At 59.5% G+C, this 23,577-nt stretch carries 17 protein-coding genes, 2 tRNA genes and 1 pseudogene; 7 read left to right on the top strand and 13 right to left on the bottom strand.

All coding sequences use genetic code 11. From position 1 onward, the window contains the following. Positions 1 to 5: 5 nt before the first annotated feature. The 3 genes from GF1_RS01480 to rnc all read right to left on the bottom strand — a co-directional run bounded on the left by GF1_RS01480 (position 6) and on the right by rnc (position 3,840). Positions 6 to 1,976 carry an ABC transporter ATP-binding protein gene (locus GF1_RS01480; protein ID WP_267927852.1) on the bottom strand — a complete coding sequence of 657 codons (1,971 nt, stop codon included), beginning with the start codon at positions 1,974 to 1,976 and terminating at the stop codon, positions 6 to 8. A 69-nt stretch (positions 1,977 to 2,045) separates the two neighbouring features. Beyond that, entirely contained in the window at positions 2,046 to 3,059 is a 1,014-nt protein-coding gene (locus GF1_RS01475; RefSeq protein ID WP_267927851.1) for an elongator complex protein 3, read from the bottom strand. Between the two features lie 19 nt (positions 3,060 to 3,078). Continuing rightward, positions 3,079 to 3,840: a ribonuclease III gene (gene rnc, locus GF1_RS01470; RefSeq protein ID WP_267927850.1), complete on the bottom strand. Its 762-nt coding sequence runs from the start codon at positions 3,838 to 3,840 to the stop codon at positions 3,079 to 3,081. Positions 3,841 to 3,899: 59 nt separating this feature from the next. Between rnc and GF1_RS01465 the strand changes: the two genes are divergently transcribed. Both GF1_RS01465 and GF1_RS01460 read left to right on the top strand, forming a co-directional pair. Next, a tRNA-Cys gene (locus GF1_RS01465) sits at positions 3,900 to 3,974 on the top strand. A gap of 266 nt (positions 3,975 to 4,240) precedes the next feature. Next, the gene (locus tag GF1_RS01460; protein ID WP_267927849.1) at positions 4,241 to 4,729 is read left to right on the top strand and encodes a GNAT family N-acetyltransferase; all 489 of its coding nucleotides are present in this window, start codon (positions 4,241 to 4,243) and stop codon (positions 4,727 to 4,729) included. Here GF1_RS01460 and thpR read toward each other — a convergent pair. From thpR to GF1_RS01420, 8 genes are all read right to left on the bottom strand, one after another. After that, positions 4,702 to 5,109 carry an RNA 2',3'-cyclic phosphodiesterase gene (thpR, locus tag GF1_RS01455; protein WP_267929093.1) on the bottom strand — a complete coding sequence of 136 codons (408 nt, stop codon included), beginning with the start codon at positions 5,107 to 5,109 and terminating at the stop codon, positions 4,702 to 4,704. The two genes, GF1_RS01460 and thpR, sit on opposite strands and share 28 nt — an antisense overlap. A 226-nt stretch (positions 5,110 to 5,335) precedes the next feature. After that, the gene (gene nadC, locus GF1_RS01450) at positions 5,336 to 6,172 is read right to left on the bottom strand and encodes a carboxylating nicotinate-nucleotide diphosphorylase (RefSeq protein ID WP_267927848.1); all 837 of its coding nucleotides are present in this window, start codon (positions 6,170 to 6,172) and stop codon (positions 5,336 to 5,338) included. Between the two features lie 77 nt (positions 6,173 to 6,249). Next, on the bottom strand, positions 6,250 to 8,913 hold the full coding sequence (locus GF1_RS01445; protein ID WP_267927847.1) for a valine--tRNA ligase: 2,664 nt from the start codon (positions 8,911 to 8,913) through the stop codon (positions 6,250 to 6,252). Positions 8,914 to 9,034: 121 nt separating this feature from the next. Then, positions 9,035 to 10,108 carry a deoxyguanosinetriphosphate triphosphohydrolase gene (locus tag GF1_RS01440; protein ID WP_267927846.1) on the bottom strand — a complete coding sequence of 358 codons (1,074 nt, stop codon included), beginning with the start codon at positions 10,106 to 10,108 and terminating at the stop codon, positions 9,035 to 9,037. 112 nt (positions 10,109 to 10,220) lie between these two features. Beyond that, positions 10,221 to 11,489, bottom strand: coding sequence for a (Fe-S)-binding protein (locus GF1_RS01435; RefSeq protein ID WP_267927845.1), 1,269 nt, complete (start codon positions 11,487 to 11,489; stop codon positions 10,221 to 10,223). 14 nt (positions 11,490 to 11,503) lie between these two features. Continuing rightward, positions 11,504 to 12,617, bottom strand: a protein-coding gene (gene prfB, locus GF1_RS01430) for a peptide chain release factor 2 (protein WP_267927844.1) whose coding sequence is annotated in 2 segments (ribosomal slippage) — positions 11,504 to 12,532 and positions 12,534 to 12,617 — 1,113 coding nt in all. Because the reading frame shifts where the segments join, the coding sequence is not laid out codon by codon here. Positions 12,618 to 12,782: 165 nt separating this feature from the next. Then, on the bottom strand, positions 12,783 to 14,366 hold the full coding sequence (lnt, locus tag GF1_RS01425) for an apolipoprotein N-acyltransferase (protein ID WP_267927843.1): 1,584 nt from the start codon (positions 14,364 to 14,366) through the stop codon (positions 12,783 to 12,785). 127 nt (positions 14,367 to 14,493) lie between these two features. Beyond that, entirely contained in the window at positions 14,494 to 15,354 is an 861-nt protein-coding gene (locus GF1_RS01420; protein WP_267927842.1) for a hemolysin family protein, read from the bottom strand. Between the two features lie 374 nt (positions 15,355 to 15,728). On the opposite strand from GF1_RS01420, the gene GF1_RS01415 reads away from it, so the two are divergent. The 4 genes and pseudogenes from GF1_RS01415 (at position 15,729) to GF1_RS01405 (ending at position 19,676) form a co-directional block, all read left to right on the top strand. Continuing rightward, a complete protein-coding gene (locus GF1_RS01415; RefSeq protein WP_267927841.1) occupies positions 15,729 to 17,132 on the top strand; it encodes a biotin carboxylase N-terminal domain-containing protein in 1,404 nt (467 codons plus the stop codon). 98 nt (positions 17,133 to 17,230) lie between these two features. After that, positions 17,231 to 17,920: pseudogene (locus GF1_RS01410) on the top strand (Clp protease/crotonase-like domain-containing protein); the annotation flags it as partial. 80 nt (positions 17,921 to 18,000) lie between these two features. Further along, on the top strand, positions 18,001 to 19,497 hold the full coding sequence (locus tag GF1_RS16545; protein ID WP_435051702.1) for an acetyl-CoA carboxylase carboxyltransferase subunit beta: 1,497 nt from the start codon (positions 18,001 to 18,003) through the stop codon (positions 19,495 to 19,497). 103 nt (positions 19,498 to 19,600) lie between these two features. Then, a tRNA-Lys gene (locus tag GF1_RS01405) sits at positions 19,601 to 19,676 on the top strand. Positions 19,677 to 19,757: 81 nt separating this feature from the next. Here the strand turns inward: GF1_RS01405 and GF1_RS01400 are convergent. Continuing rightward, positions 19,758 to 19,961 carry a DUF2905 domain-containing protein gene (locus GF1_RS01400; protein ID WP_267927839.1) on the bottom strand — a complete coding sequence of 68 codons (204 nt, stop codon included), beginning with the start codon at positions 19,959 to 19,961 and terminating at the stop codon, positions 19,758 to 19,760. A 130-nt stretch (positions 19,962 to 20,091) separates the two neighbouring features. Then, the gene (locus GF1_RS01395; protein WP_267927838.1) at positions 20,092 to 21,045 is read right to left on the bottom strand and encodes a DMT family transporter; all 954 of its coding nucleotides are present in this window, start codon (positions 21,043 to 21,045) and stop codon (positions 20,092 to 20,094) included. Between the two features lie 42 nt (positions 21,046 to 21,087). Here GF1_RS01395 and GF1_RS01390 point away from each other — a divergent pair, with 42 nt between their 5' ends. Next, complete coding sequence (locus GF1_RS01390; protein WP_267927837.1) at positions 21,088 to 23,550, top strand: hypothetical protein; 2,463 nt, start codon at positions 21,088 to 21,090, stop codon at positions 23,548 to 23,550. The last annotated feature ends 27 nt before the right edge of the window (positions 23,551 to 23,577 follow it).

Here is a 23,577-nt window from a genome sequence, read left to right as displayed (position 1 = left end):
CTCTTTTAAACCTCGACTTTTTCTTCGAGAGCCTCAATTTTTTCCTGAGCTTCTTCCCATTTTCCATACCAGCGTTCCAGACGCCGTTCCAGTGCGTTGTACTCCCTGCTGGTCTCGCTCCAGCGCTGTGAATCGGAGTAGAGTTCAGGATCGGCCATAAGCTGTTCCAGTTCGGCCTTGCGCTCTTCCAGTTTTTCGATTTCCTGTTCCGCGGTTTTGACCTGCTTTTTCAACGGCCCGAGTTTACGATTCATCTCCTGACGGAGCTGGGCCCGCTGGCGGCGCAGGGCTTTTTTATCGGCCACAGCGGTCCCTTTTCCTTCCGAGTCCGCGTTTCGGTCCCTGGACTGAGGCGAATGTTGTTTTTCCTCCTCTTTTTTGCGCCGTGCCAGGTAATCGTCGATATTGCCCTGGTACAGGGTTGCCCTGCCGTCACGGATCTCCAGCACTTTGTTGACAAACGAATTGGTGAAGTAGCGGTTGTGGGAGACCACGATAATGGTGCCCTCGTACTGGGCCATGGCCTCCTGCAGCACTTCCTGGGAGGAGATATCGAGGTGGTTGGTGGGCTCGTCCAGGAGCATGAGGTTGGCCGGCCGCACCAGCATTTTGGCCAGGGCAACCCGGCTCTTTTCCCCCCCGGACAGGACCTTGACCTTTTTTTCCACCTCGTCGCCGGAAAACAGGAAGGCTCCAAGCAGGGAGCGGACCTGGGTAATGGTCATCTCCTCGGCCCCGTGGTAGACCGTATCGAGCACGCTCAGCTCGCCCGGCAGTTCCTGGGCCTGGTGCTGACCGAAATAGGAGAGAATCACGTTGTGCCCCATGCGGATGGTACCCTCGGCATCCTCCACCCCGGCGAGAATTTTGAGAAGCGTGGTTTTGCCGGCCCCGTTGACGCCCACCACGGCCAGCTTGTCGCCCCGCTGGAGATGGAGATCCAGCCCATCGAGAACCACCCGATCACCAAAGGTCTTGCGAACACCCTTCAGGGTCAGAACATCACGGCCCGAAGGGGCGGCCGGCGGGAAGGAGAAGCGGATGGAACGGTCTGTTTCCGACAGCTCGATCCGTTCCATCTTCTCCAACTGCTTGATCCGGCTCTGGACCTGGCGGGCCTTGGTGGCCTTGGAGCGAAACCGCTCGATGAACCGCTCGGTCTGCCTGATCTTGGCCTGCTGGTTTTCATAGGCGGCCCGTTCCAGCTCGAGCCGCTGCTGCTTTTCCACCAGATAGTGGGAGTAGTTGCCCTTGTAGACCGTAAGCCGGCCGAGACTCAGTTCCCATGTGATCGAGGTGACCCGGTCGAGGAAGGATCGGTCATGGGAGATGATCACCATGGCGCCGTCGTACTGGAGCAGGAACTCCTCGAGCCAGGTGAGGGACTCGATGTCCAGATGGTTGGTGGGCTCGTCCAGGAGCAGAAGGGATGGCTTGCGCAACAGGAGCTTGGCCAGGAGCAACCGCATGATCCAGCCACCGGAAAAGCTGGCCACCTCTTTGTCAAGATCTGCGGCCGAGAACCCGAGCCCGAAGAGAATGCGCTCTATCTGCGGGCGGATGCGAAAGACGTCCCGCCCTTCGAGATGCTGCTGCAGTTCTCCCTGGCGGGCCAGCAGCCTGTCCACCTCAGGATCATCCGGGGGAAGCGTTGCCAATTGCTCACCGATCTGTTCCATCTCCTGCTGGAAGGCCAGGACGTCGGCAAAGGCGGTCTCGGCCTCCTCGTACAGGCTGCGGCTGGTGAGTTCGATGGTGATTTCCTGGGGCAGGTAGGCCACCGTGAACCAGGAGGCCCGGCTGACAATACCGGGATCGGTTTCCATCTCGCCGGCCATGATTTTCAGCAGGGTGGATTTACCTGCCCCGTTCACGCCGGCAAGCCCTATGCGCTCGCCGTCATGGACCTGGACCGACACATCCCGAAACAGGTGCTTGCGACCGTACTGGAGATTAAGATTGTTGATACTGAGCATGGATGACTGTGATTTCTTTTCAGTGACTGTGAATGAATAATGCCCAAACAGGTCCGGCCATGCTGTTTGTCAGGAAACAGGAACCAGGCTGAGGGTCATGCGGGGCTGGGCCGGATCAGGATGCAGGGTGAACCGGTCGAGCAGACCGAGATGGGCCAGGCGACGCAGGTTGGCGGATCTGAAACCTCGGAATATGGACTGGTCCCTGCTGTTTATCCGCAAAAGATATCTTTTGCCCGGAGCCGCACCGGCGAGCAGTTTTCTCGCCTTCTGCAGCATGATCCGGCTCTGGACCAGTTCGCCGAACGCCGGATGGTAGGGTCCAGCTACCAGGGCCTCTTCCAGTTCCGGTCCGGCCTGGAGGCCCATCCGTACCACTGAAATGGTCGCGGCGTCAAACCGTTTTTTCATCCAGGCCGCCAGCAGTACCGCGTATTCCAGGCTCAGGGGGCGGTACTGCCCCTGCTCGTACCTGTACGCCAGCTCGCTGCCGGCAAGGACCAGCAGGGGATAGATGCGGACAAAATCCGGTGCCAGGGCTATGACCGCATCCACGGTTGCCCGCAGGGTTTGACGGCTCTCGCCGGGCAACCCCAACATGAGCTGGGCCCCGACCTGCAACCCGACCCGGCGCAGTAACGGTATGGCCTGGCGGGTATGGCGGGCCAGGTGGCCGCGCCGGCAGCAGCTAAGCACGCTGTCGTCCATGGACTGCACCCCGAGTTCCACCACCCCGACCCGGTACCTGCAAAGCAAATCCGTGACCCGGGTATCGATATAGTCCGGCCGGGTGGAAAGCCGGATGGAGTGGACCAGGTTCCGCTCAAGCCAGGGCTGCACCGCGCCCAGCAGCTCCTCCTGCCGCTCCAGGGGCAGGCCGGTGAAACTGCCGCCGAAAAAAGCCACCTGGACCGTCGCCGGGTTGCCGCGGCCATAGCCGAGCCAGTCCTCGATGGTCCGGTGGACATCACCGGCCGTCACCTTACGACGCTGACCGCTGATCCGGTGCTGGTTGCAGAACACACAGCAATGAGGGCATCCCTCGTGGGGAATGAAAACCGGGATGACCAGCTGGCGGGACACGAATAGTATGCCTCTGGAATCAGCCTGCCGCCTGATTATCGGCAGCCGGAGCGGGGGACTCTTCGGTAAAGGAGTTCAGCGCCGCCCGGGCCGCCTGCTGCTCTGCCTCCTTCTTGCTCGACGCCCTGCCGGTGCCGAGTACCTCGTCCCGGAACCGGACCGAGACCGTGAAGATACGCGCATGGGCCGGGCCTTCCTCATCCTCCAGGACGTACTGGGGCCCTTCGTTGTATTTTTCCTGCAGCTTTTCCTGGAGGCTCGACTTGGCATCAGCCAGCATCAACCGATCCCGTCCCTCGTCAATAAGCGGCCCGAACGTCCGCTGAACGAACTCCAGGGCCGCGCCGTAGCCGCCATCAAGAAACAGCGCCCCCACCACGGCCTCGAAGGCACAGGAGAGGATGGACGGTTTTTCCCGACCGCGGGAGGCGTCTTCACCCTTGCCCAGCAGCAGATATTTGCCCAGATTAATCTTGCGGGCCATTTCTGCCAGCCCGGACTCATTGACCAGGGCGGAACGGATCCGGGTCAACTTGCCCTCCCGCATCTCTGGAAATCGCTTGAACAGGATGTATCCCACCGTCAGATCCAGCACCGCGTCGCCCAGAAATTCCTGGGTCTCATTATGCAATCCGGAACCGAGCCGCTCAAAGGCAAAGGAGCTGTGGATGAGCGATAACTGCAACAGGCTGATATCCTTGAACTGATAACCGATAACCGACTCCAGTTCGCGAAGCTGTTCCTCGTTATCCTGAACCAGTGTTTCCAGGGTGGCAGCCATTTTCGTTATTTCCCCTTGTCAAAATCAAAATCTATGTTATAAAGTGCCGTCACAGAAGAGGCGACGTAGCCAAGTGGTAAGGCAGTGGTCTGCAAAACCATTATTCACCGGTTCGAATCCGGTCGTCGCCTCCAGCGAAACTGCAGGGTTTACAGGATTTCATGATATCCTGTAAACCCTTTTTTTATGTGATTACCATCAATATTCAGCATTGAAACCGGTGTCGGACCTCGCTTGTTGCACGGGACGCCATAAACCCGTCTCTGGGGGCTTGACTGTGGCCATCCAGGCCACAGACACCCGTGAAACAAGCAAGCCCCGACACCTTCATCCATCGAAGGCTGCATTTCAGTAGTCATCACATTTTTCTGGTCCGCAGGAGGACTCCGCCACTGGAACCATGGTCGTCTACCGCATCCACCACCATCATGACCCCACCCGGCCGGAACCGATGGTTCCGGGCTGGACAGGTCCAGCCCGTCATGGCGGATGGAGTAGAACACGGCCACTCATCGTGGCCCGGGTCCATAACGATGTCATCGGCTACCTGCGGCTGAGCTGCAGGCAACCCTCGGGGATCTGGACCATCCGGGGCCTCGCGGTCCACCAGTCCTGCCAGGGCCGGGGTATCGGTGGCCGGCTGCTGCGCCTGGCGATCCGCTATACCGGGGAACATTGCCGGGGCAGGCAGCTGCTCTCCTTTGTCCGGCCGGACAACAACATCTCCATGCACCTGCACCTGGGTCTTGGCTTCACCCCGGTTTCCTGGCCACCCTCCGGGCCTGGCCACGGCAGGTCGCGACCGCCCGCAGCCGCCTCCGAACGGCTGCACACCTGCCTTGCCCTCACCCTGCCGGCAGCCTACAGCAGGTACTCCTCCTCCACGTAATGTTTGGCCCCACTTCGGCCCAGCACGCTGGAATAGAGCAGAAACCGGTCCACGGTGAAGGTGCGGCTGGCGAGCAGCGCATGCTGGCCGAGAAAACAGGTCACCCTGGAAAGCGGCGTGTTTTTGAGCCTGGCCAGGGTGATGTGGGGAGAAAATTTTCGTCCCTCCGGGGACAGACCACAGCCGACCAGGGTGGTTTCGATCCGCTTGTGCAGCAGGATCAGTTCCTCGCTTGGTTCGATTCCGGCCCAGATCACCCGTGGCCTTTTACGCGGCGGAAAGAAGCCAACTCCCTTGATTCTCAGGGAAAAAAAATCAGAGCGCACCCCGGCCAGGGCTTCGCGGATATCGGCAAAGACCCCACCGTCCACATCGCCGATGAAACGCAGGGTCAGGTGCAGCTGTTCGGGGGGACCCAGCGGGCACCGGGCAGGCCGCAGGAGATACTGCCCAGCCCGGTGGTGACGTCGGCGGGCAGGTCAATGGCTACAAAGAGACGGGGCATTGTGCGTTTTTTGTGCCTTACGCCTGAATTCCTGTCATAAAGAACAAGAAAATTATCAGGCGTCTTCAACTTATTTGGTTGCGGGCAACACCCGCTTTGATTCAGATCCAGTCCAGGCCGATATCGCAGGCAGGGGCCGAATGTGTGAGCGCTCCCACCGAGATCAGGTCCACCCCGGTGCTGGCGATATCCCGCACGGTTTCCAGAGTAACGCCTCCCGAGGCCTCCACCAGGGCGGCCCCGTTCACCAGGGAGACGGCCTCGCGCATGGTTTCAAGATCCATGTTATCGAGCATGATCACATCCACCCGGCAGTCCAGGCATTCGCGGACCTGGTCCAGGGTATCGGTTTCCACCTCGATGCGAATGGTATGGGGAACATTGCTCCGCACCCGCTTCACCGCCTCGATGATGGAACCGCAGGCGGCGATGTGGTTGTCCTTGATCAGCACCCCGTCGGCAAGCGAATAGCGGTGATTGACCCCACCGCCGGTTCGTACCGCGTATTTTTCCAGCATCCGTAAACCCGGGGTGGTTTTGCGGGTGTCGGTGATTTTGGCCCCGGTGCCGGTCACCCGGTCGACAAACTGGCGGGTCAGAGTGGCGATCCCGCAAAGACGCTGCACCAGGTTGAGCGCCACCCGCTCACCACGCAGCAGGGCTCGGACCGGGCCATTCACCGTCATCAGGACATCGCCTTTTCCATATGCCTGACCGTCTCTGGCTATCTGGCCAAAGGTCAGGGTGCCTGTGCCCAAAAGACACAGGACCCGGGCCGCCACCTTTTCCATGCCGCAGGCCACCATGTCCTGGCGGGCAATAAAGGTGGCCAGGCCGGTGGCCGTGTTGTCAAAGATCGCATCGGTAGTGATATCACCGTGTTCCAGATCTTCTTCTATAAAACGGCGCAGCTGCCGGTCAAGCAGGAAGGTATCCATACCGTTGTCCTCCTTTATGGGATGAAAGGCAATCGAGGGATCGGTTGCAGAAGAGGACCGCCCGCCCCCGAACCCGCTCAGAGCAGCTTTTCCAGCCGGGTCCGGTTGGCCTGGTTTTTCTCCAGCCGGGCCTGGAGTTCGGCCTGTTTCTCCCGTTCTTTCTCGACCACGGCCTCGGGGGCATTGGCAAGAAATTTTTCATTGCCAAGCTTGCCCTCCACCCGTTTGAGCTCCTTTTCAAGCCTGGTCCGTTCCCGGGCCAGCTTGTCCAGCTCTGCCTCCACGTCGATAAGTCCCTTGAGCGGCACAAAGAGCTCCACATCCTGGACCAGGGCATGGCCGGCGTCATCGGGGATCACCGCCTCGGGCGTGACATGAAGTTTTTCCGCCCTGGTCATGGCCTCGATGGAAGGCGAAAAGGTCTCGATCAGCCGACGCTTCTCCGGGTCAGGACAGATGGCCGTGGCCTCTATTTTGGCGGTGGGATGCAGTTCGGCCTCGCTGCGGATGGTGCGGATTCCGGAAATCACGTCCATGAGCAGCCCCATCTCCTGTTCAGCGTCCGCGTCCTCCCACTCCGGCCGGACCTCGGGAAAGGGTTCGAGCATGATGGTGGAACGCTCACCGGGCAGCACCGACCAGATCTCCTCGGTGACAAAGGGCGCAATGGGATGGAGGAGCTTGAGAATATTCTCCAGCACCGTCAGCAGTACGCCCCGGGCCTGCTCCTGGTAGGTGGCATCTTCGCCGTAGAGTTCAGGTTTGATCCATTCCACGTACCAGTCGCAGAACTCGTGCCAGGTGAACTGATAGATGGCCGAGGCGATCTCGTTAAAGTTGTAGCCATCCAGGTCCCGGCGCACGTCGCCGATGGTTTTATCCAGCCGGCTCAGGATCCAGCGGTGCTGCAGGGGCAGTGACTGCGGATCATCGACAACCCGGGTGATTGACGGATCACAGTCCTTGATGTGCATCTGGGCGAAGCGGGCCGCATTCCACAGCTTGTTGATGAAATGGCGGTAGCCCTCGATCCGGTCCTCGTCCATGCGGATCTCCCTGCCCTGGGCCGCAAAAGCGGTCAGGGTGAAACGGAAGGCATCGGTGCCGTACTTCTCGATCATCACCAGCGGATCGATCACGTTGCCGGTGGACTTGGACATCTTTTTGCCGTGCTTGTCCCGAACCAGGGCGTGCAGGTACACATCGCGGAAGGGTACCTCACCCATGAAATGGATTCCCATCATCATCATCCGGGCGACCCAGAAAAAGAGAATGTCAAAACTGGTGATCAGAACCGAGGTGGGATAGAACATCTGCAGTTCCCTGGTATTTTCCGGCCAGCCCAGGGTGGAAAAAGGCCACAGGGCCGAGGAGAACCAGGTGTCGAGCACATCGGTCTCCTGTTCGAGCCGGGTGGAACCGCACCTGGGGCAGGTGTCCGGATCCTCGGAGGCCACGATCACCTCGCCGCAGTCCTGGCAGGTCCAGGCCGGAATCCGGTGTCCCCACCAGATCTGGCGCGAGATGCACCAGTCGCGGATGTTGTCCATCCAGGAGTAGAACGTGTTGTACCAGGTGTTGGGGAAGATGCGTATTTTCCCTTCCCGGACCGCCTCAACGGCCTTGTCGGCCAGGGGCCGCACCGAGACGAACCACTGTTTGGAGGTGATGGGCTCGACCACGGTGGAACAGCGATAACACTTGCCCACTGCGTGCTGGTAGTCCTCGATTTTCTCCAGGAAGCCCTGTTCCTTCAGGTCTTCGACAATCTTCCTGCGGCATTCGAACCGGTCCAGACCGGCGTACCTGCCGGCGGCCTCGTTCATCACCCCGTGATCGTCCATGACCTTGAGGATCTCCAGGTTATGGCGCAGGCCGATCTCATAGTCATCCCGGTCATGGGCCGGGGTAACCTTGAGGGCGCCGGTACCGAATTCCCGCTGGACGTGGCGGTCAAAAACCACGGGAATGGTACGGTCAGTAAGCGGCAGACTGATACCCACATCCTTGAGGTGCTGGTAGCGCTCGTCCTCGGGATGGACGGCCACGCCGGTATCCCCGAGCATGGTTTCCGGCCGGGTGGTGGCCACCACCACATGTCCGGAACCATCGGCAAAGGGGTACCGGATATGATAGAGTTTGCCGTCTGTGGGGTCGTGCTCCACCTCATCATCGGCCAGGGCCGTATGGCAGCGCGGGCACCAGTTGACGATGTAATCGCCCTTGTAGATCAGTCCCTCGTTGTAGAGCCGGACAAAGACCTCGCGCACCGCCTTTGACAGGCCTTCGTCCATGGTGAACCGTTCCCGGTCCCAGTCGCAGGACGAGCCTATCCGCTTGAGCTGGTTGATGATTGTGCCGCCCTTTTCCTCGCGCCATTGCCATACCCGCTCGATGAACTTGTCCCGACCAAGATCATGGCGCGTCTTCCCCTCGGTGGCCAGCTGCCGCTCGACCACATTCTGGGTGGCGATACCGGCGTGATCGGTGCCCGGAACCCAGAGGGTATTGTCGCCCTTCATCCGGTGGTAGCGGACCAGGATATCCTGCAGGGTATTGTTGAGCGCATGGCCGATATGGAGCACTCCGGTGACATTAGGCGGCGGAATGACAATGGAAAAGGAGGGTTTGCCCTCCTCCATGGTGGCGGCAAAGGTTTTATGTTCCTGCCAGTAGGCATACCAGCGGGCCTCCACCTCATTGAACTCGTAGGCCTTGGGTAGATCGTATTTTTTCGACATATCAATAAATAAAAACAAAAAACAGGTTACATGAAAAAAGAGTCAGGAGCTGCAGTTCAGCAGGTCCGACAAATATACAGGCGACACGTCCGCCCGGACACCATCCATCACTAAAACAGTACTAGAGCACACTCCACGGCTGGGGCATGAAAATGTGAGTATAGAGATCCAGGGCGTACCGGTCGGTCATGCCGGCGATGAAATCGCAGACCAGCCGGTGCCGCTTCCGCTCATCCTCAACCCCTTTCAGGACCGGGCGCTCGGCAAAGGGGATGCCGGAGCAGTTGGGAAACTCGTGTTCCATGAAGAAACTGTAGAGTTCCTTGATGATCTTCTGCGCCTTCTCGAACTCTGCATGGACCAGGTGGTTCCGGTACACATGGTCATAAAGAAAGGTCCGCAGTTCGGTGATGGTTTCCTGCATCATCGAACTCAGGTGCAGCCGGCCATCATCGTGGCGCAGGGTCTCGCTTATCAAGTCCCGAACCATGGCATCGATCCGGCGGGACGGGTTATCACCGATCACCTGACGCAGATGACGGGGCAGATCCGTTTCCCTGATCATCTCGGCCCGCAGAGCATCGTCCATGTCATGATTGAGATAGGCGATGATGTCAGCCACCCGGACCGCCTGTCCCTCAAGGGTTGCGGGCAGTTCAGAGGAATCCTCGGGCAGAATATCACGATATCCCTTGGAATGCTTGATGATCCCGTTGCGTACTTCCCAGGTCAGGTTGAGCCCTGTACCATGATTTTCCAGGAAATCCACCACCCGCAGACTCTGGATATAATGCCGGAAGCCGCCGGGATGGAGCTGGTTGAGGCTGAACTCACCGGCATGGCCAAAGGGCGTGTGGCCGAGATCGTGCCCAAGGGCAATGGCCTCGGTCAGGTACTCGTTGAGCCGCAGACAGACCGCAATGGTCCGGGCTATCTGGGAGACCTCCAGCACATGGGTGAGCCGGGTCCGGTAGTGATCTCCGGCCGGGGCCAGGAAGACCTGGGTTTTGTGTTTGAGCCGGCGAAAGGTCTTGGAATGAATAATCCGGTCCCGATCACGCTGGAAAACCGTTCGCAGATCACAATGATCCGGTTCGTCCCGCAGCCGGCCCCGGGACTTGCAGCTCAGACAGGCGTACGGCGACAGAATGCGCCGCTCCTGTTCTTCCAGTGCCTTACGAATACTCGTTCCCATGAAACCGGATCAACCCCTTGAATACCTTACGACCTTATCTGTCCCCGCAACCAGTACTTGTCTGTCTTCGACACACTCTTAGCAGCACCACCACCTTCAGACAAGGATTTTCTTACTCTGCCTCCATCACAACCTCCCTGGGGAGTTCCGGCGTATCCTGCCCAAGACAACCGGCCAGAAAAACAGCAAGATGGGTCACGGCAACCGGTTTACCGCGCCGAATCATGCCCTGCTGCCACTGCATGAGGCAGCCGGAGCAGGTGGTCACCACCAGCTCCGGGCCCTGGGCCAGGGCGCTCTCTGCCGCTCTGGTAAAGATACGGTCCGACAGGTCGGGACAGCCGAGATGAAAAAGCCCTCCCTGGCCGCAGCAGGGCCCCGGGCGCTCCGGATTGAGCAGGTACGCCCCTGCCACAGTTTTGATCAGCTTTCTCGGCATTTCCCGTCCAGGAGCGGAAAATCGGAGATGGCAGGGATCGTGATAGAAAACGGGTACCCCGTTTCGGGCAACAAACGAGACCCTCTGCCGGTGAGCGAGGAAAAATTCTGAAAACTCACACACCCGGCGGCTGAATTCGCGGGCCCGCTCTTGCCAGGAGGAATCATCCGGGAAGAGTTCCGGATATCGCTTCAGATGCGCCGAGCAGGAAGCGCATGAGGTCAGGATCGGGCCGGAAGAATCACCAAAGGCCTGGATGTTTTGCCGGGCCAGCTCCCGGGCCTGGTCGCGTTTTCCGGCCGACCAGGCGGCCAGTCCGCAGCATGCCTGGACCCCGGGTGCCACGGCGGACATGCCCGTGGCAGCCCGGCACAGTTTCTGTGTCGCCCCGGCCACCGAGGGCTGCAGGTAGCGGGCCAGGCAGCCGGTGAAATACTGGATCCCGGGGTCCGTATCCGCAGCGCCCTGTCCTTCCAGATGCGGTTCCGGCATGCCGGAACCAGATACTTCCTCGAGGATACTCAGCCTTATCCGCAGTCCGCTGGTGGCGGGCAGGGCCTGCAGCCGTTTAAGACTGATACCCGCCCGGACCAACCCCTGCAGAAGCGCAGGATGGTCCAGAGTCATCCGGGCCAGCTCCTTGACCACTCCATGGGGACCGTAAAACCGGGGAAACCGGCTCCGGGCCAGACTGACCACCTCGGTCACTTCGAGGTTACGGGGGCAGACCGACTCACAGGCGCCGCAGAGCAGACAGCGGGAAAAGATCTCCTGAAAACGTGGCGAGGCAGCACCGGCAAGCTCGGTTCCCAGGAGATGGAGCCGGCCGCGCGCAGTCAGCGACTCCCGACCACTGACCCGGTAGACCGGGCAGACCACTGAGCAGGATCCGCATTTGGCACAGTCCCGCACCGCCTTGTCGAGGGTGTCCCGCTGTTCCACCCCTGGTGCATCCACTACGATGGCTGCCAGAGCAGGTAGGATTTGATGAATGGATCCAGCCGGCCGTCGAGGACCGCATCCACGTTGCCCTCCTCATGATCGGTGCGATGATCCTTGATCATCCGGTAGGGCTGGAGCACATAGGAACGGATCTGGCTGCCCCAGGCGATCTCCTTCTTGTCGCCGTGGAGGTTCTCCTGCTCCTTTGCCTGTTCCTCTTTTTCCTTCTCGTAGAGGCGGGCCATGAGCATCTTCATGGCCATGTCCTTGTTCCGGTGCTGGGAGCGCTCGTTCTGGCACTGGACCACGATACCGGTGGGCAGATGGGTGATGCGGATGGCCGAGTCGGTCTTGTTGACATGCTGGCCACCGGCGCCGCTGGCCCGGTAGGTATCGATGCGCAGATCCTTTTCATTGATGTCGATTTCGATGGTATCATCGAGCTCGGGCAGGACCATGACCGAGGCAAAGGAGGTATGTCTGCGACCAGAGGTGTCAAAGGGTGAAATTCGCACCAGTCGATGGATGCCCACTTCGGAACGCAGATAGCCAAAGGCATACTTGCCCTTGATGAGGATGGTGACCGACTTGGTCCCGGCCTCGTCACCGGGCAGGTGGTCGAGGACGTCGGTCTTGAAGCCCTTGTCCTCGGCCCAGCGCAGGTACATGCGCATGAGCATGTCGACCCAGTCCTGGGCCTCGGTACCCCCGGCGCCGGCATGGATGGTGAGGATGGCGTTGTTCATGTCATGCTCGCCGGAGAACATGCACTGGACTTCGACCACGTCGACCCGCTGGCGCAGTTCGTCCAGGCTCGAGACCACCTCGTCGTAGGTCTCGGCGTCCCGCTCCTCCACGGCCATGTCAAGCAGCATGTCCGCCTCTTCCAGGTCCTCGAAGTTCTTTTCCCAGACCGCGATGATGTCCTGGAGCTGGCCAAGCTCTTTCTGGACCTTCTTGGCCCGGGCCTGGTCATTCCAGAACTCCGGATCCATGGTCTCCTTTTCCAGCCTGGCCGCCTCCTCTTTCTTGCCGGCTAAGTCAAAGATGCTCCTTCAGGGCCAGCATCCGGCCCTTGAGATCCTGAAGTTTCTGTTTCGCTTCCGAGGCGTCGATCAGTTGAGCCATAACTTTTTTCCTTTTGCATTCGTTGGTATGTTCAAGCTGCCCGGCTGCAGCGCAATTTCTACAGAACCAGAACCTTATATTTTACCAGAACAGAACCAAACTCTCAAGCCATGTTATCCCAGGCCGGCGGGCCGCTCCACCCGTCACCTCCCGGGAAAGACCGGCCTAGCGGCGGCGCCAGAAAATGAGCAGAGTGGGGATCATGGCCAGACAGACGGCCCCGAACCGATAACCGGAACGGGTGAAAAGGGTCTGCTCCCTGTACATGGGCACATTCCCGGTCAGAGCGGCGGCCTCGAAAAGCCCGGTCCGCGCGAGGACGTTGCCCAGGGGGTCGACAAACCCGGAAATGCCGGTATTGGCGGCCCGCACCAGGGAACGGCGGTTCTCGACAGCACGGAAGATGGCCATGGCAAAGGTCTGATGCGGGGCGCTGGACCGGCCGTACCAGGCGTCATTGGTCAGATTGACGAGAATGTTGGCCCCGCGCAGGACCTCCTGGCGGGCCAGCTCGGGAAAGATGGACTCGAAGCAGATCAGCACCCCGATCTTCATGTCGCCCACCGCCAGCGGCTCCAGGGAGGTACCTGGCGAGAAATCACCCACACTCTCCACCACCGGCTCGAGAAAGGGGAGAAACTTTTTCAGGGGAACATATTCCCCGAACGGTACCAGATGCTGCTTGTCGTAGCGGCCGGTAACGATACCCGAGGGCGAGATCAGCAGGGCAGAGTTGAAGAAGGTAATCCTGTCCCTGCCGGCCGGGCCCTGTCCGGCCAACCGCCGGTAGGTGGGCGCCCCGGTCAGCAGCCAGGCATTTTCCCGGCGGGTGAAATCGTAGAGCCTGGCGGCCAGAGGATCATCCTGGGGATAAAACGGCAACGCGGTCTCGGGCCAGGCCACCAGCTCCGAGGTGTGCTCGTCCAGGGCCTGGCGGGAAAGACGCTCATAGGCGGCCACCGTGGAGGCCTTGAAGGCCGGGGTCCACTTCCTGTCCTGGCTGATATTCCCCTGGACCACGGTGATCCGGGCCTGGAGGGTCCGCTGGACCAGCGGGGCCAGCATCCGGTAGCGCAGCAGGGAATACCCGGCCACAAAGACAAAAAAACAGCACAAGCCCATCATCACCCGCTGCTCGCGGCGCCGGTTCCACTCCACCCCGGGCCTCTGCCGGTGCACGAAATAGAAAATCAGGCTGTTGGCCAGCATGAGCCAGAAGCCCACCAGGTAATGCCCGCCCAGGTCCGCGGCCTGGATCAACCCCGGCTGCCCGGCCAGGCCATAACCGATATCCATCCAGGGAAAACCGGAAAAGAGCAGGCCCCGGCCATACTCGAGCCCGGTCCAGAGCAGCGGCGCCATCCACACCATGGTGGACAGGGGACGTTCCCGGTAGAAATGCCGGCCGGCGAAAAAGCTGAGAAGCAGACAGAACAGGCCCCAGTAGAGGGCCATGTACAGGGCCAGGACCAGAAGCACGGGAACAGCCACCCAAAGGGGCAGGCCTCCATAACGACCAAGGACAATGACAATCCAGTAGAGCAGTACCAGGTGATAGACCAGCCCGCCGACCAGGCCGAAAAAGGCCGCACGCCGGGGCGTCTGATGAAGCGAGATACCCAGCAGGGGAATAAAGGCGACAAAAAGCAGCATCCAGGCTCCGGCTCCGCCGGGCATGGCCAGGGAGAGAAGTGCAGCGGTTGCCAGAGCAGAGCCCGTCAACCGCACAGGACTGGATGATGGTACCATTTAGTTACTACCGTTTACCCTTTGAACGAACCAGCATGGCTGGACCACATATTTTCACGGTGGCCTCAAGCAAATGATTGGCAAATGATTGAGGTCGAACTTATACATTCAAGCGACAGCGGGATCGCTACCCTTCCCGCCGGATCCGGACGCTCTTGATCCTCCGCTTGTCAGCGGCCAGAACCTTGAAGATCAGTGGCCCGATCCGGATTTCGGCACCGGCCTGGGGAACCCGGCTGAGCTGATGGATGACCAGACCACCCACCGATTCATAGGGCCCCTCGGGCAGTTTGATCCCGAAGTGGCTTTCCACCTCTTCGATATCGATCTTGGCATCCACCACGATGGTCCGCTCATCCACCACCAGGAGTTCCCGTTCCTCCTGGTCGTGCTCATCATCGATCTCGCCGACTATCTCCTCGATGACATCTTCCAGAGTGACCAGGCCACGCACCCCGCCGAATTCGTCAGTGACAATGGCCATGTGGGTCTTTTTGGCCTGAAAGTCCCGCAGCAGCTCGGTTATCGGCTTGGATTCCGGAATGAAGGTGGGGGGATTGAGATAGGGCTGCAGGGAGACGGAACCCTCATCCTGGCGGGAGCAGATCCGCAGCAGGTCCCGGGCATGGAGAATACCGATGATGTTGTCCTGGTTGCCCCGGTAGATGGGAATCCTGGTAAAACCCTCCTCGGTGACCAGGCGGATAAGCTCGGGCAGGGGCGTGCTCTCCTCGGCGCAGACCATTTCCACCGATGGAGTCATGATCTCCGAGGCCACGGTTTCCCGGAAATCGAAAATCGAGTTGATGAGCCGCTCTTCCTGGGAGCTGATCAGTCCCTGTTCTTCGCCCTCCTCCAGCAGTTCCTGGATTTCCTGCTCCAGCTCCTTAGTGGTGTCGGGCGGTCGGTTGAAGCGAAGCAGGCCCCGCAACCGGGCCAGGAAACGCTTGTCTGGACCAGTTTTCTGGTCGGTTTCTTTTGTTTTCATCAAGGATACAGTTAGTTCGACATGGGGTCCGACTGCGCGGCAAAGGAGATGGAAGGCCCCGGCAGGGGACTGCAGACAGACCGTGTTGTTTACCGGGTCCTGGCTTTTAAGATAACCCTAATCCCTTTCCCCTGTTCAAAGTCAAGAAAAAAACGATCCGCCGCCTCCCGCGGCCCGGTCTGATCGCGGCGAAATGAAATTCACCTGATTCAGAGCTTTGCAAGTTGTGACAGGTAGGGTATTGTATAGGGTTCAAGCTGACACAGTCTGCAACTTGCAACTACTCCCATACATTTTCAGGCAACCGGCCCACCCATGGGCAAGGTTCCGGGATATTTTCGCACTCATAACACTCACAGCAAAGAGGATTTCGCGTGCAGGGCAAAATTCTGATCGCCAACCGCGGAGAAATAGCCATACGGATCATGGAGGCCTGCGAGGACCTGGGTCTCGAGTATGTGGTCGTCTATACCGATGCAGACCGGGATTCCGAGCATGTCCAGCGGAACCGGCTCTCCGGTCCCAGGCAGAATGCCTGGCGGGTGACCAGCTACACCGATCCCAACGACATCCTGGCCGTGGCCGACCACACCCTGTGCACGGCCATTCATCCCGGCTACGGGTTCTTTTCCGAAGACTACCGGTTCGCCCGCCGGGTAACCATCCGCGACCGGCCCCTGATCTTTATCGGTCCGAGCTGGGAGGTCATCAAGGACCTGGGCGACAAGATCAACACCAAGAGGGTGGCCAACAAGCTCGGTATCCCCACCATTCCCGGCACCGACAGCCCCATATACAACGAAATGGAGGCCGAAGAGATCGCCCAGCATCTCTTTGACGTCCAGGAGGAACAGGGCATCGCCAGGCCGGCGGTCCTGATCAAGGCTGCGGCCGGCGGTGGTGGCATGGGCATCGAGGAGGTCAACCGGATCGAACAGTTCCGCCGGGTCTACCGCCAGGTGCAGAACTATGCCAAGCGCCAGTTCGGGGACGGCGGGGTGCTCATCGAGCAGCGGCTGCTTGATTTCAACCATCTCGAGGTCCAGCTGGTCTGCTCCCGTCATAACGAGCGGGTCCACTTCAGCTCCCGCAACTGCACCATCCAGTCCACGGGCCGGCAGAAACGGATCGAGGCCGCCCCCGGCTTTGACAACTCCTGCTTTGACTATGAATTCGATGCCGACGAGCTGCTCGATCGGATCGTCAACTATTCCCTCAAGCTGGCCGACCACGTCAAATACGATAATGTGGGCACCTGGGAATGGATTGTCAGCCGCACAGGTCAGCCATACCTGCTGGAGGTCAACACCCGCATCCAGGTGGAAAACGATGTCTCGGCCAGGATCAGTTATCTAAACGGCAAACACCCAAATCTGATCCGTGAACAGATCCGGCTGGCTCTTGGCGAGCCCATGGGATATAGCCAGGAAGATATCGAGTTCCGCGGCGCCAGCATCGAGCTGCGGATCGTGGCTGAAAACACCCAGCGCGATTTTGCGCCCTGGATCGGCACCATCACCCGTTTCGACCTGCCCTCCTATGAATGGTCGGCGGTCTACACCCACGTACCCTCGGACCGGCCCTATCCCATTCCCAGCGAATACGACCCCAACCTGGCCCTGGCCCTGGTCTGGGGAGATTCCATGGAAGAGGCCAAGGAGCGGGCCCGGGAGTTTATCGACAACACGGTCATCGAAGGAGAGGACAGCTCCGGCGGCTCCATCATCACCAATCTGCGCTATCTCCGGGAAAATCTTGATCGACTGCTGACATTTTAACAACCGGCGGCCGATCTGCGGCGCGCGCGGTTTTTTTTGTATCCTTGTCTCTCTTGCGGGCCGGTGGCGAAAGCTGCCGGCCGACTACTCATATATCCATGAATGATCTGTTAAAAAAACTCCAGGACATCGAGCAGCGCATCAGCTGCCTGATCCATATCAAGGACACGGACAACTGGGGCAACCTCTCGGTCTTCCGTGACGAATGCGAGCAGCTGAAGAATTCGTTCTACGACATGGACGAAGACGCCCTCGGTGCGGCCCTGATCCGGCTCGAAGAGGCGGTGGTCTTCCTCGAGGAGCGGTGTGAGGCCGAGCTTACCCCCATGGAACGGGTCCGTATCGTCCGCAGCCCGCTCAGGTTTTCGCTCAAGGACATCCTGGAAAATGTCTACGAGGAATACACCGAGCTCGGCGGCGAGGGCGAGGCCAACATTGATCCGGCCATGGTGGTCGCCAAGGCGTATATCGTCCGCCGGATCAAGAAAAAGCCTTACACCTCACCGGTCATGGTCATCGGCCAGGAAGTGGGCCATGCGGAGGAATTCCGTAACGGCGGCTCATGCAAGCCCTGGGGCAACGAGAAGGCCCTGCGCTATATGAAGGTCGCCGAGACCGAAGGCATACCGATCCATTTCTATATCTTCACCCCGGGGTCCTACCCGGTGGAGGAGTATCCCGGCGCTGCCCAGCAGATCGCCCGCAACCTGTACGCCATGACCAAGCTCCGGGTGCCGATGATCTCGGTTATCTCCGAGGGCGGATCCGGCGGGGCCGAGGCCATTGGCCTGTCCGATTTCCGTCTGATGTTTTCCCACGGATACTATTCGGTTATCTCCCCGAAGGGGCGGCGGCCATCGAGGGCAAGGTGCGGGAAGGCCAGAAGGTGCCGGCGGAGCTTATCGAAAACTGCGCCCGGCAGCTCCACATCACGGCCGAGGAAAACCTCAAGCTCGGCACCATCGACCGGATCATCCAGGAACCACCCCTGGGCGCCAGGAGCGATGATTTCAACTTTTTTGCCATGGTGCGCTCGGAGATCATCCGGGCCACCGACGAGGTGGTGCTCAAAACCAAGAGCCTGCGTGGTTTCCGGGCCTATGAGGTGAAACGCAAAAAGGCGGAAAACCCGGAGGAAGCCCCGCAGATCGATATCCCGTGGAACCTGAACGATGCAGAAATCAAGCGGTTGCTGACCCTGCGTTCGAAAAAGTACCGGGAGATGGCCATGCACGGCTTCGGCGGCCAGACATTGCCGGCGGAAAACGTTTTCCGCTCGGTCACAACATTGACCGAGAAACTCTACTACACCTTCCGCTACGATATTCTCAAAACCCAGCAGAAACAGATGCAGAAGGCCATCAAGGAGGTCTCCGGTGAAGGATCGGCCTTTCTCAAGCGGATCACTTCACCTTTTACCTCGGCCTACGACATGATCCGCCGCAAGGAGGAGCGAAAGAAGGCTCCCCGGCCCTCGCCCCAGGTACTGACGCCGTCCATCAGCAGCTACCAGGATCCGCTGGAACTGACCGATACCTACACCAGCCCCCTGGCCAACGAGGACCGGACGGTGACCTGTCCCAATGCGGAAAAGTACGGCTGCAAGGATCTCTGGGTTCCCGATCTCTACGGTGAATTCTGCGGGGTCTGCGAGACCTGTGGCCACCATTTCCCCCTGGAGTACCAGTGGTATCTGAAAAATATCTTTGATCCCGAATCGATCCGGGTTTTCAACAACGATATCTATTCAAAAAATCCGCTGGGCTACAAGGGGTTTGACGAACGGCTCCAGATGTCGCGCAGCAAGACCGGCCTGGGCTGTGCCAACCTGACCTTCCATGCCCGGATCATGGATATCAACCTGGTGGTCACCATGTTGTTTTCCGATTTCCGTAACGGCACGGTGGGATCGGCCGAGGGAGAAAAATTCGTCCAGGCCTGCGAGATCGCCCGGCGCAAGAAACGGCCACTGCTGGCCTATGTGCACACCACCGGCGGCATCCGGATCCAGGAAGGGACGCTCGGGGTTATCCAGATGCCCAAGTGCACCATGGCGGTCCGGGAATACATTGATTCCGGCGGACTCTACATTGTCGTCTATGACAACAACTCCTATGCCGGGCCGGTGGCCTCGTTCCTGGGCTGCTCGCCCTACCAGTTTGCCATCCGCTCCTGCCGGATCGGCTTTGCCGGACCGCGGGTGATCCGGGAGACCACGGGTCGCGACATCCCGCCGGATTATCATAAGGCACGCAACGCCTTGAAACGGGGGCACATCCAGGGCATCTGGGACCGGCGCGATTTCCGGCGCAACCTGTACAAGGCCCTGCTCACCATGGGCAGCCCGAGCCTCTACTACCGGTAAGATGACAAAAAACAGGTCCAGGGCAACCGCTTCTCCTTGACGGCCTGCATATCTTGTGCTAAGTAGAGACCGTTTTGATGCCCAGAAAACATCAGGACTTGCAGGGCCGTTAGCTCAGCTGGCAGAGCAGTGGACTCTTAATCCATTGGTCCGGGGTTCGAATCCCTGACGGCCCACCAGAAAACAGCAAAGGACCTGGTCATTAGGCCAGGTCCTTTTTTTGTTCCCAAATTGAGGTTGTTACATCTTGTCGCTGCGGCTCAGAATTTCCTGAAAATCCACAAGAGCAGGCTGAGGATAATGCTGACCACGATGGAGGTGGTCACCGGGAAGTAGAAACGAAAGTTTTCCCGGCTGATAATGATATCGCCGGGCAGCCTGCCAAGGGGCAGATTTTTAAGCCAGGGCCAGAGCAGCCCGGCCGCCACCAGCAGCACGCCAAGAAGAATCAACGTCCTTGCCATCCTTTCCCCCTGTCTGTTTTCTGTGCCAGAAGCATTGTCCTTCCTCTGTCCCCGGGACGCGGCACACGGAATACCGGGTGGTCCCTGTCCCCCATATCTGTCCCGGCCGTTCCAGGTCCGGGGCGGCGGGTCATCCCGGACTCTCCACCCTGGTGTTCTGCCCGGCTCCGCGATCCCTTTCTCCGGGTTCATTCTGACTGAGCAGCACCCCACCGAAGACCAGCAGGCAGGCCACGATCTGCCAGGGGCTCAAACGCTCGTCCAGTATCAGGAACCCCATAATTATAGTAAACACCGGAATGAGATTGATAAAGGCTGCCGCCTGATTTGCCGGCACCTTGCTGATACCGTAATTGTACAGCCCGTACGCCCCCACGGTCACGGCGATCCCCAGGTAGACCACAGCCCCCAGCCCGGAAATGGTGATGGTCCGGGGCAGCTCGGTGGCGGGCAGAAAGATCAGCGGCAGGAAGAAGACCGTACCGATAAATGCCTGGACCGCGGTTAAAAAGAAGGGCGGCAGATCGCGGCTTAAATATTTCATCAAAATGATGTATCCTGTGGCACTGATCATGGCGAGAAACTCGAGGAAATTACCCAGGGCCGGCCGTGGTGCCTCCTGATCAAAGCCGGCGGCGCAGCTGAGCCAGATGGCGCCGGCCGCGGCCAGGACAAAGCCCAGCACGGTCCGCAACCCGATACGCTCACCCAGGAAAAACCCGGCCGCCATGGCCACCATCAGGGGCAGCATGGTGGTGATCATGGCCGCCTGCGAGGCACTGGTATTCTGCAGGGCAGCCGCTTCGAGAAGAAAATAGAGACACGGCTCGAAAAATCCCATGGCCAGCAGTGGCACGAGGTGTTCTTTTCCAAGCGGAATCCTGCGAAAGGATGGTATAAACGGAGCAAAACAGAGTGCAGCCACTGCCATGCGGCCAAAGACAACCACCATGGGTGAGAGCTCACGGAAGGCAAGCTTCATGGCCACGAACGAGCTTCCCCACAGCAGCATGGCCGTGAGCAGTGCCAGGGTGGGAAGCAGACGGCCCCTGGATATTCTGGACGACAAGAGATAATGCATCATCGGCACACCATATACCCACAAATTTCAAGAGCAATCATTTTTTTGCCGATCGCTCTGCTGCTCCTTGCTCTTTCCTGCCCGGATCTTCGTGCCGGCCGCACGAAATCCGATGATGTCAGCTGGAGGCGCACGGTGGAACTGTACCAGATGGTGCCCTGCCTGACCGAAGATCAACTGGATTTCGGCCGGGAGGTCATCCGGGGCCTGAGCTACAACAGCCAGCGTGCCTTCCGCCGCGTCTGCCTGCTGCCCGGGATCGATTTTGAGCGGAGCCGGCGGGCCTGGGCCGAACTGCTGCGGCTCCGCCTATCCTATGAACAGACCCTCTCTTTTGAACGATGGACCTTGCTTCGGGGAGTGGACGCGGATCTGGCCATCCAGGCCCTGGAAAAAATCAAAACCCTCAGCTACGAGGCCGGCCGCGCCTTTCGGGCCTACCTGCAACTGCCCGGCATCACTCCGCGCCACGCCCTGCAAACCATTTCACTCCTGACCAGCATGGATGACGCCAACAACCGGGCGGTCCGGGCTTTTTTCACCATCCAGGACATCGATGCCGACCTGGCCCTGGACGGACTCATGGTTCTGGCCCTGCTCAAGGATAAACAGGGCTGGGCCTGCGAGTCTTTTGCTTCCATCCGGAACATGAACACAGAGACCATGCTCGATGCCCTGCCCCTGCTCAGACAACTGCGCCAGGACGATGCCTGGAATGCCCACAAGCTCTTCCTCCAGCCCGACATGGACAGGATCAGCGGCTGGAACTGGCTGGTGCGTTACTTTGCCAATCCTCCCGAAATACAGGAGATCCAGTACTATAAACTCTCCAGGGAAGACAAAAGAGCCCTCCTGCAGGCCTTTTATGACGGCGGCGAGGAGATTATCTGGAAGATCAATAATCTGCACTCGATAACCGACCGGTTCGGTTTCGAAATTTCCTCGGCCAGGCTGTGGCGCTGGTCCGACCGGGCCCTGCGCAAACAGTTTGAACAGCTTTCCCGGGAGGTGGTCTACGAATATGGCAGGGAGTTCTACCCGGCATTTAACGCTGACAAAAAAGGGGCCATGATCACCGCCCTGCGCCGGGCCACCGCGGCCGAGCGGAGGGCCACGGCCCGCAACCTGACCTCGCCGGACATCTACGCCCTCCTGGCCCAGGGCAGCGAGCTTTACGATTCGTCGTTCCGGGACATCCTGGTCCCGGTGCTGAAGAAAAGGATCAGGGCAAAATACGACGACAACCTGCTGGCCTTTCTCCAGGATACTGATCCGGACAACATGCTGGTCTCCAGTTTCATTGTCAGCCTGGCCCAGAAGGGCAAACTGACAACCTTTTTTCCGGAGAACGAACCGGAGCAGGAACAGATTCTCGACCTGGTGGCCAGATCCGCCTTCAAGGATGAAGATTCGATCATTATCTTTTCCGCCACCTTCATGCACCTGCTTGAAGTGCTCAAGCCGCCGGCCCGCAGCTACCTGATCGGACGGATGGTGGAGGAAGCCGACCGGGGCAGCGCCGTGTTCTCCCGCCTGATCAGCGTCATCCTCCAGTACTACCTGCAGGAATACCCTGATCTCCTGGGACCGGAGGACAAGTCACGGATTATCCGGATGACCGTACGGCTCGGAGCCGTGGATCTCGGCCGCTACCTGGCCACACCGTTTGCCGAGTGGAAGGCGGATGGCCGGCTGGCCTCCATCTCGGTGTTTCATCCAGACGATGACGGCCGCCGCTCTTTTCTGTCCAACGGCCGCATCCTGCTCAAGAATGGCTATCAGCTCGCCCTCTCCGACCAGTACACCCTGACCCCGCTGTCCAGTGACCGGCGGCAAAAAATCCAGTCCCTGATCAAGATGGCCGGCAGGGATTATACCACCCCTCTTCGACGGCTGTACCAGGCCATGCGCCGAACTCACTTCGCCCTGGAGTTCAGGAAAAATATCAACGGAATCGAGATACGCCACGCAGTTTACATATACAAAAACCAGAAGGACCAGGAAAAACTGCTGACCCGGTTTCTCCGCAGCGGTGACGAGATGTTTGCCCAGCGCGGCCACAGCTACTGGCGTTCGGAACAGATCACCGATCCACTCACCGAGCTCCTCCGGGAACGGATCATTACCAGTGGGGACCTGACCGCCAAACAGCGGTTCCTCAGCCTTGGTTCCTGCGGCGGCGTCAAGGCCTACACCAAGTTAACCCGGATGTTCCTGGGCCATGTGGACCTGCTGGCCACCATCGGCACCGGCATGGCGGTGATCAATGACCCCTACAACAAAAATTTTTTCGAAGTGATCGCCCGAAACCCTTCGGAGATCACCTGGAAAGACGTGGCTGTCCAATCGGCCCATATCTTCGGCAGAGGTCTGGGCCGCGACTATCTGCAACCGGGCTCCCTGCCGGCCATTCTCCACAAACTGCTGGAAGAGGAAAAAAAGGACGGTTTAACCAGGGCATCCGGGGGCATAGCAGCGGAAATGGTGGAAGAGGAAGCCAGCCTGTGAAGATACGGTTACCAGTGGTCACGAACC

It is taken from the genome of Desulfolithobacter dissulfuricans (assembly GCF_025998535.1).
In the GTDB taxonomy this organism is placed as follows: domain Bacteria; phylum Desulfobacterota; class Desulfobulbia; order Desulfobulbales; family Desulfobulbaceae; genus Desulfolithobacter; species Desulfolithobacter dissulfuricans.
The sequence above is the reverse complement of the archived record's forward strand: the minus strand, read 5'-3'. Positions and strand labels throughout refer to the sequence as shown.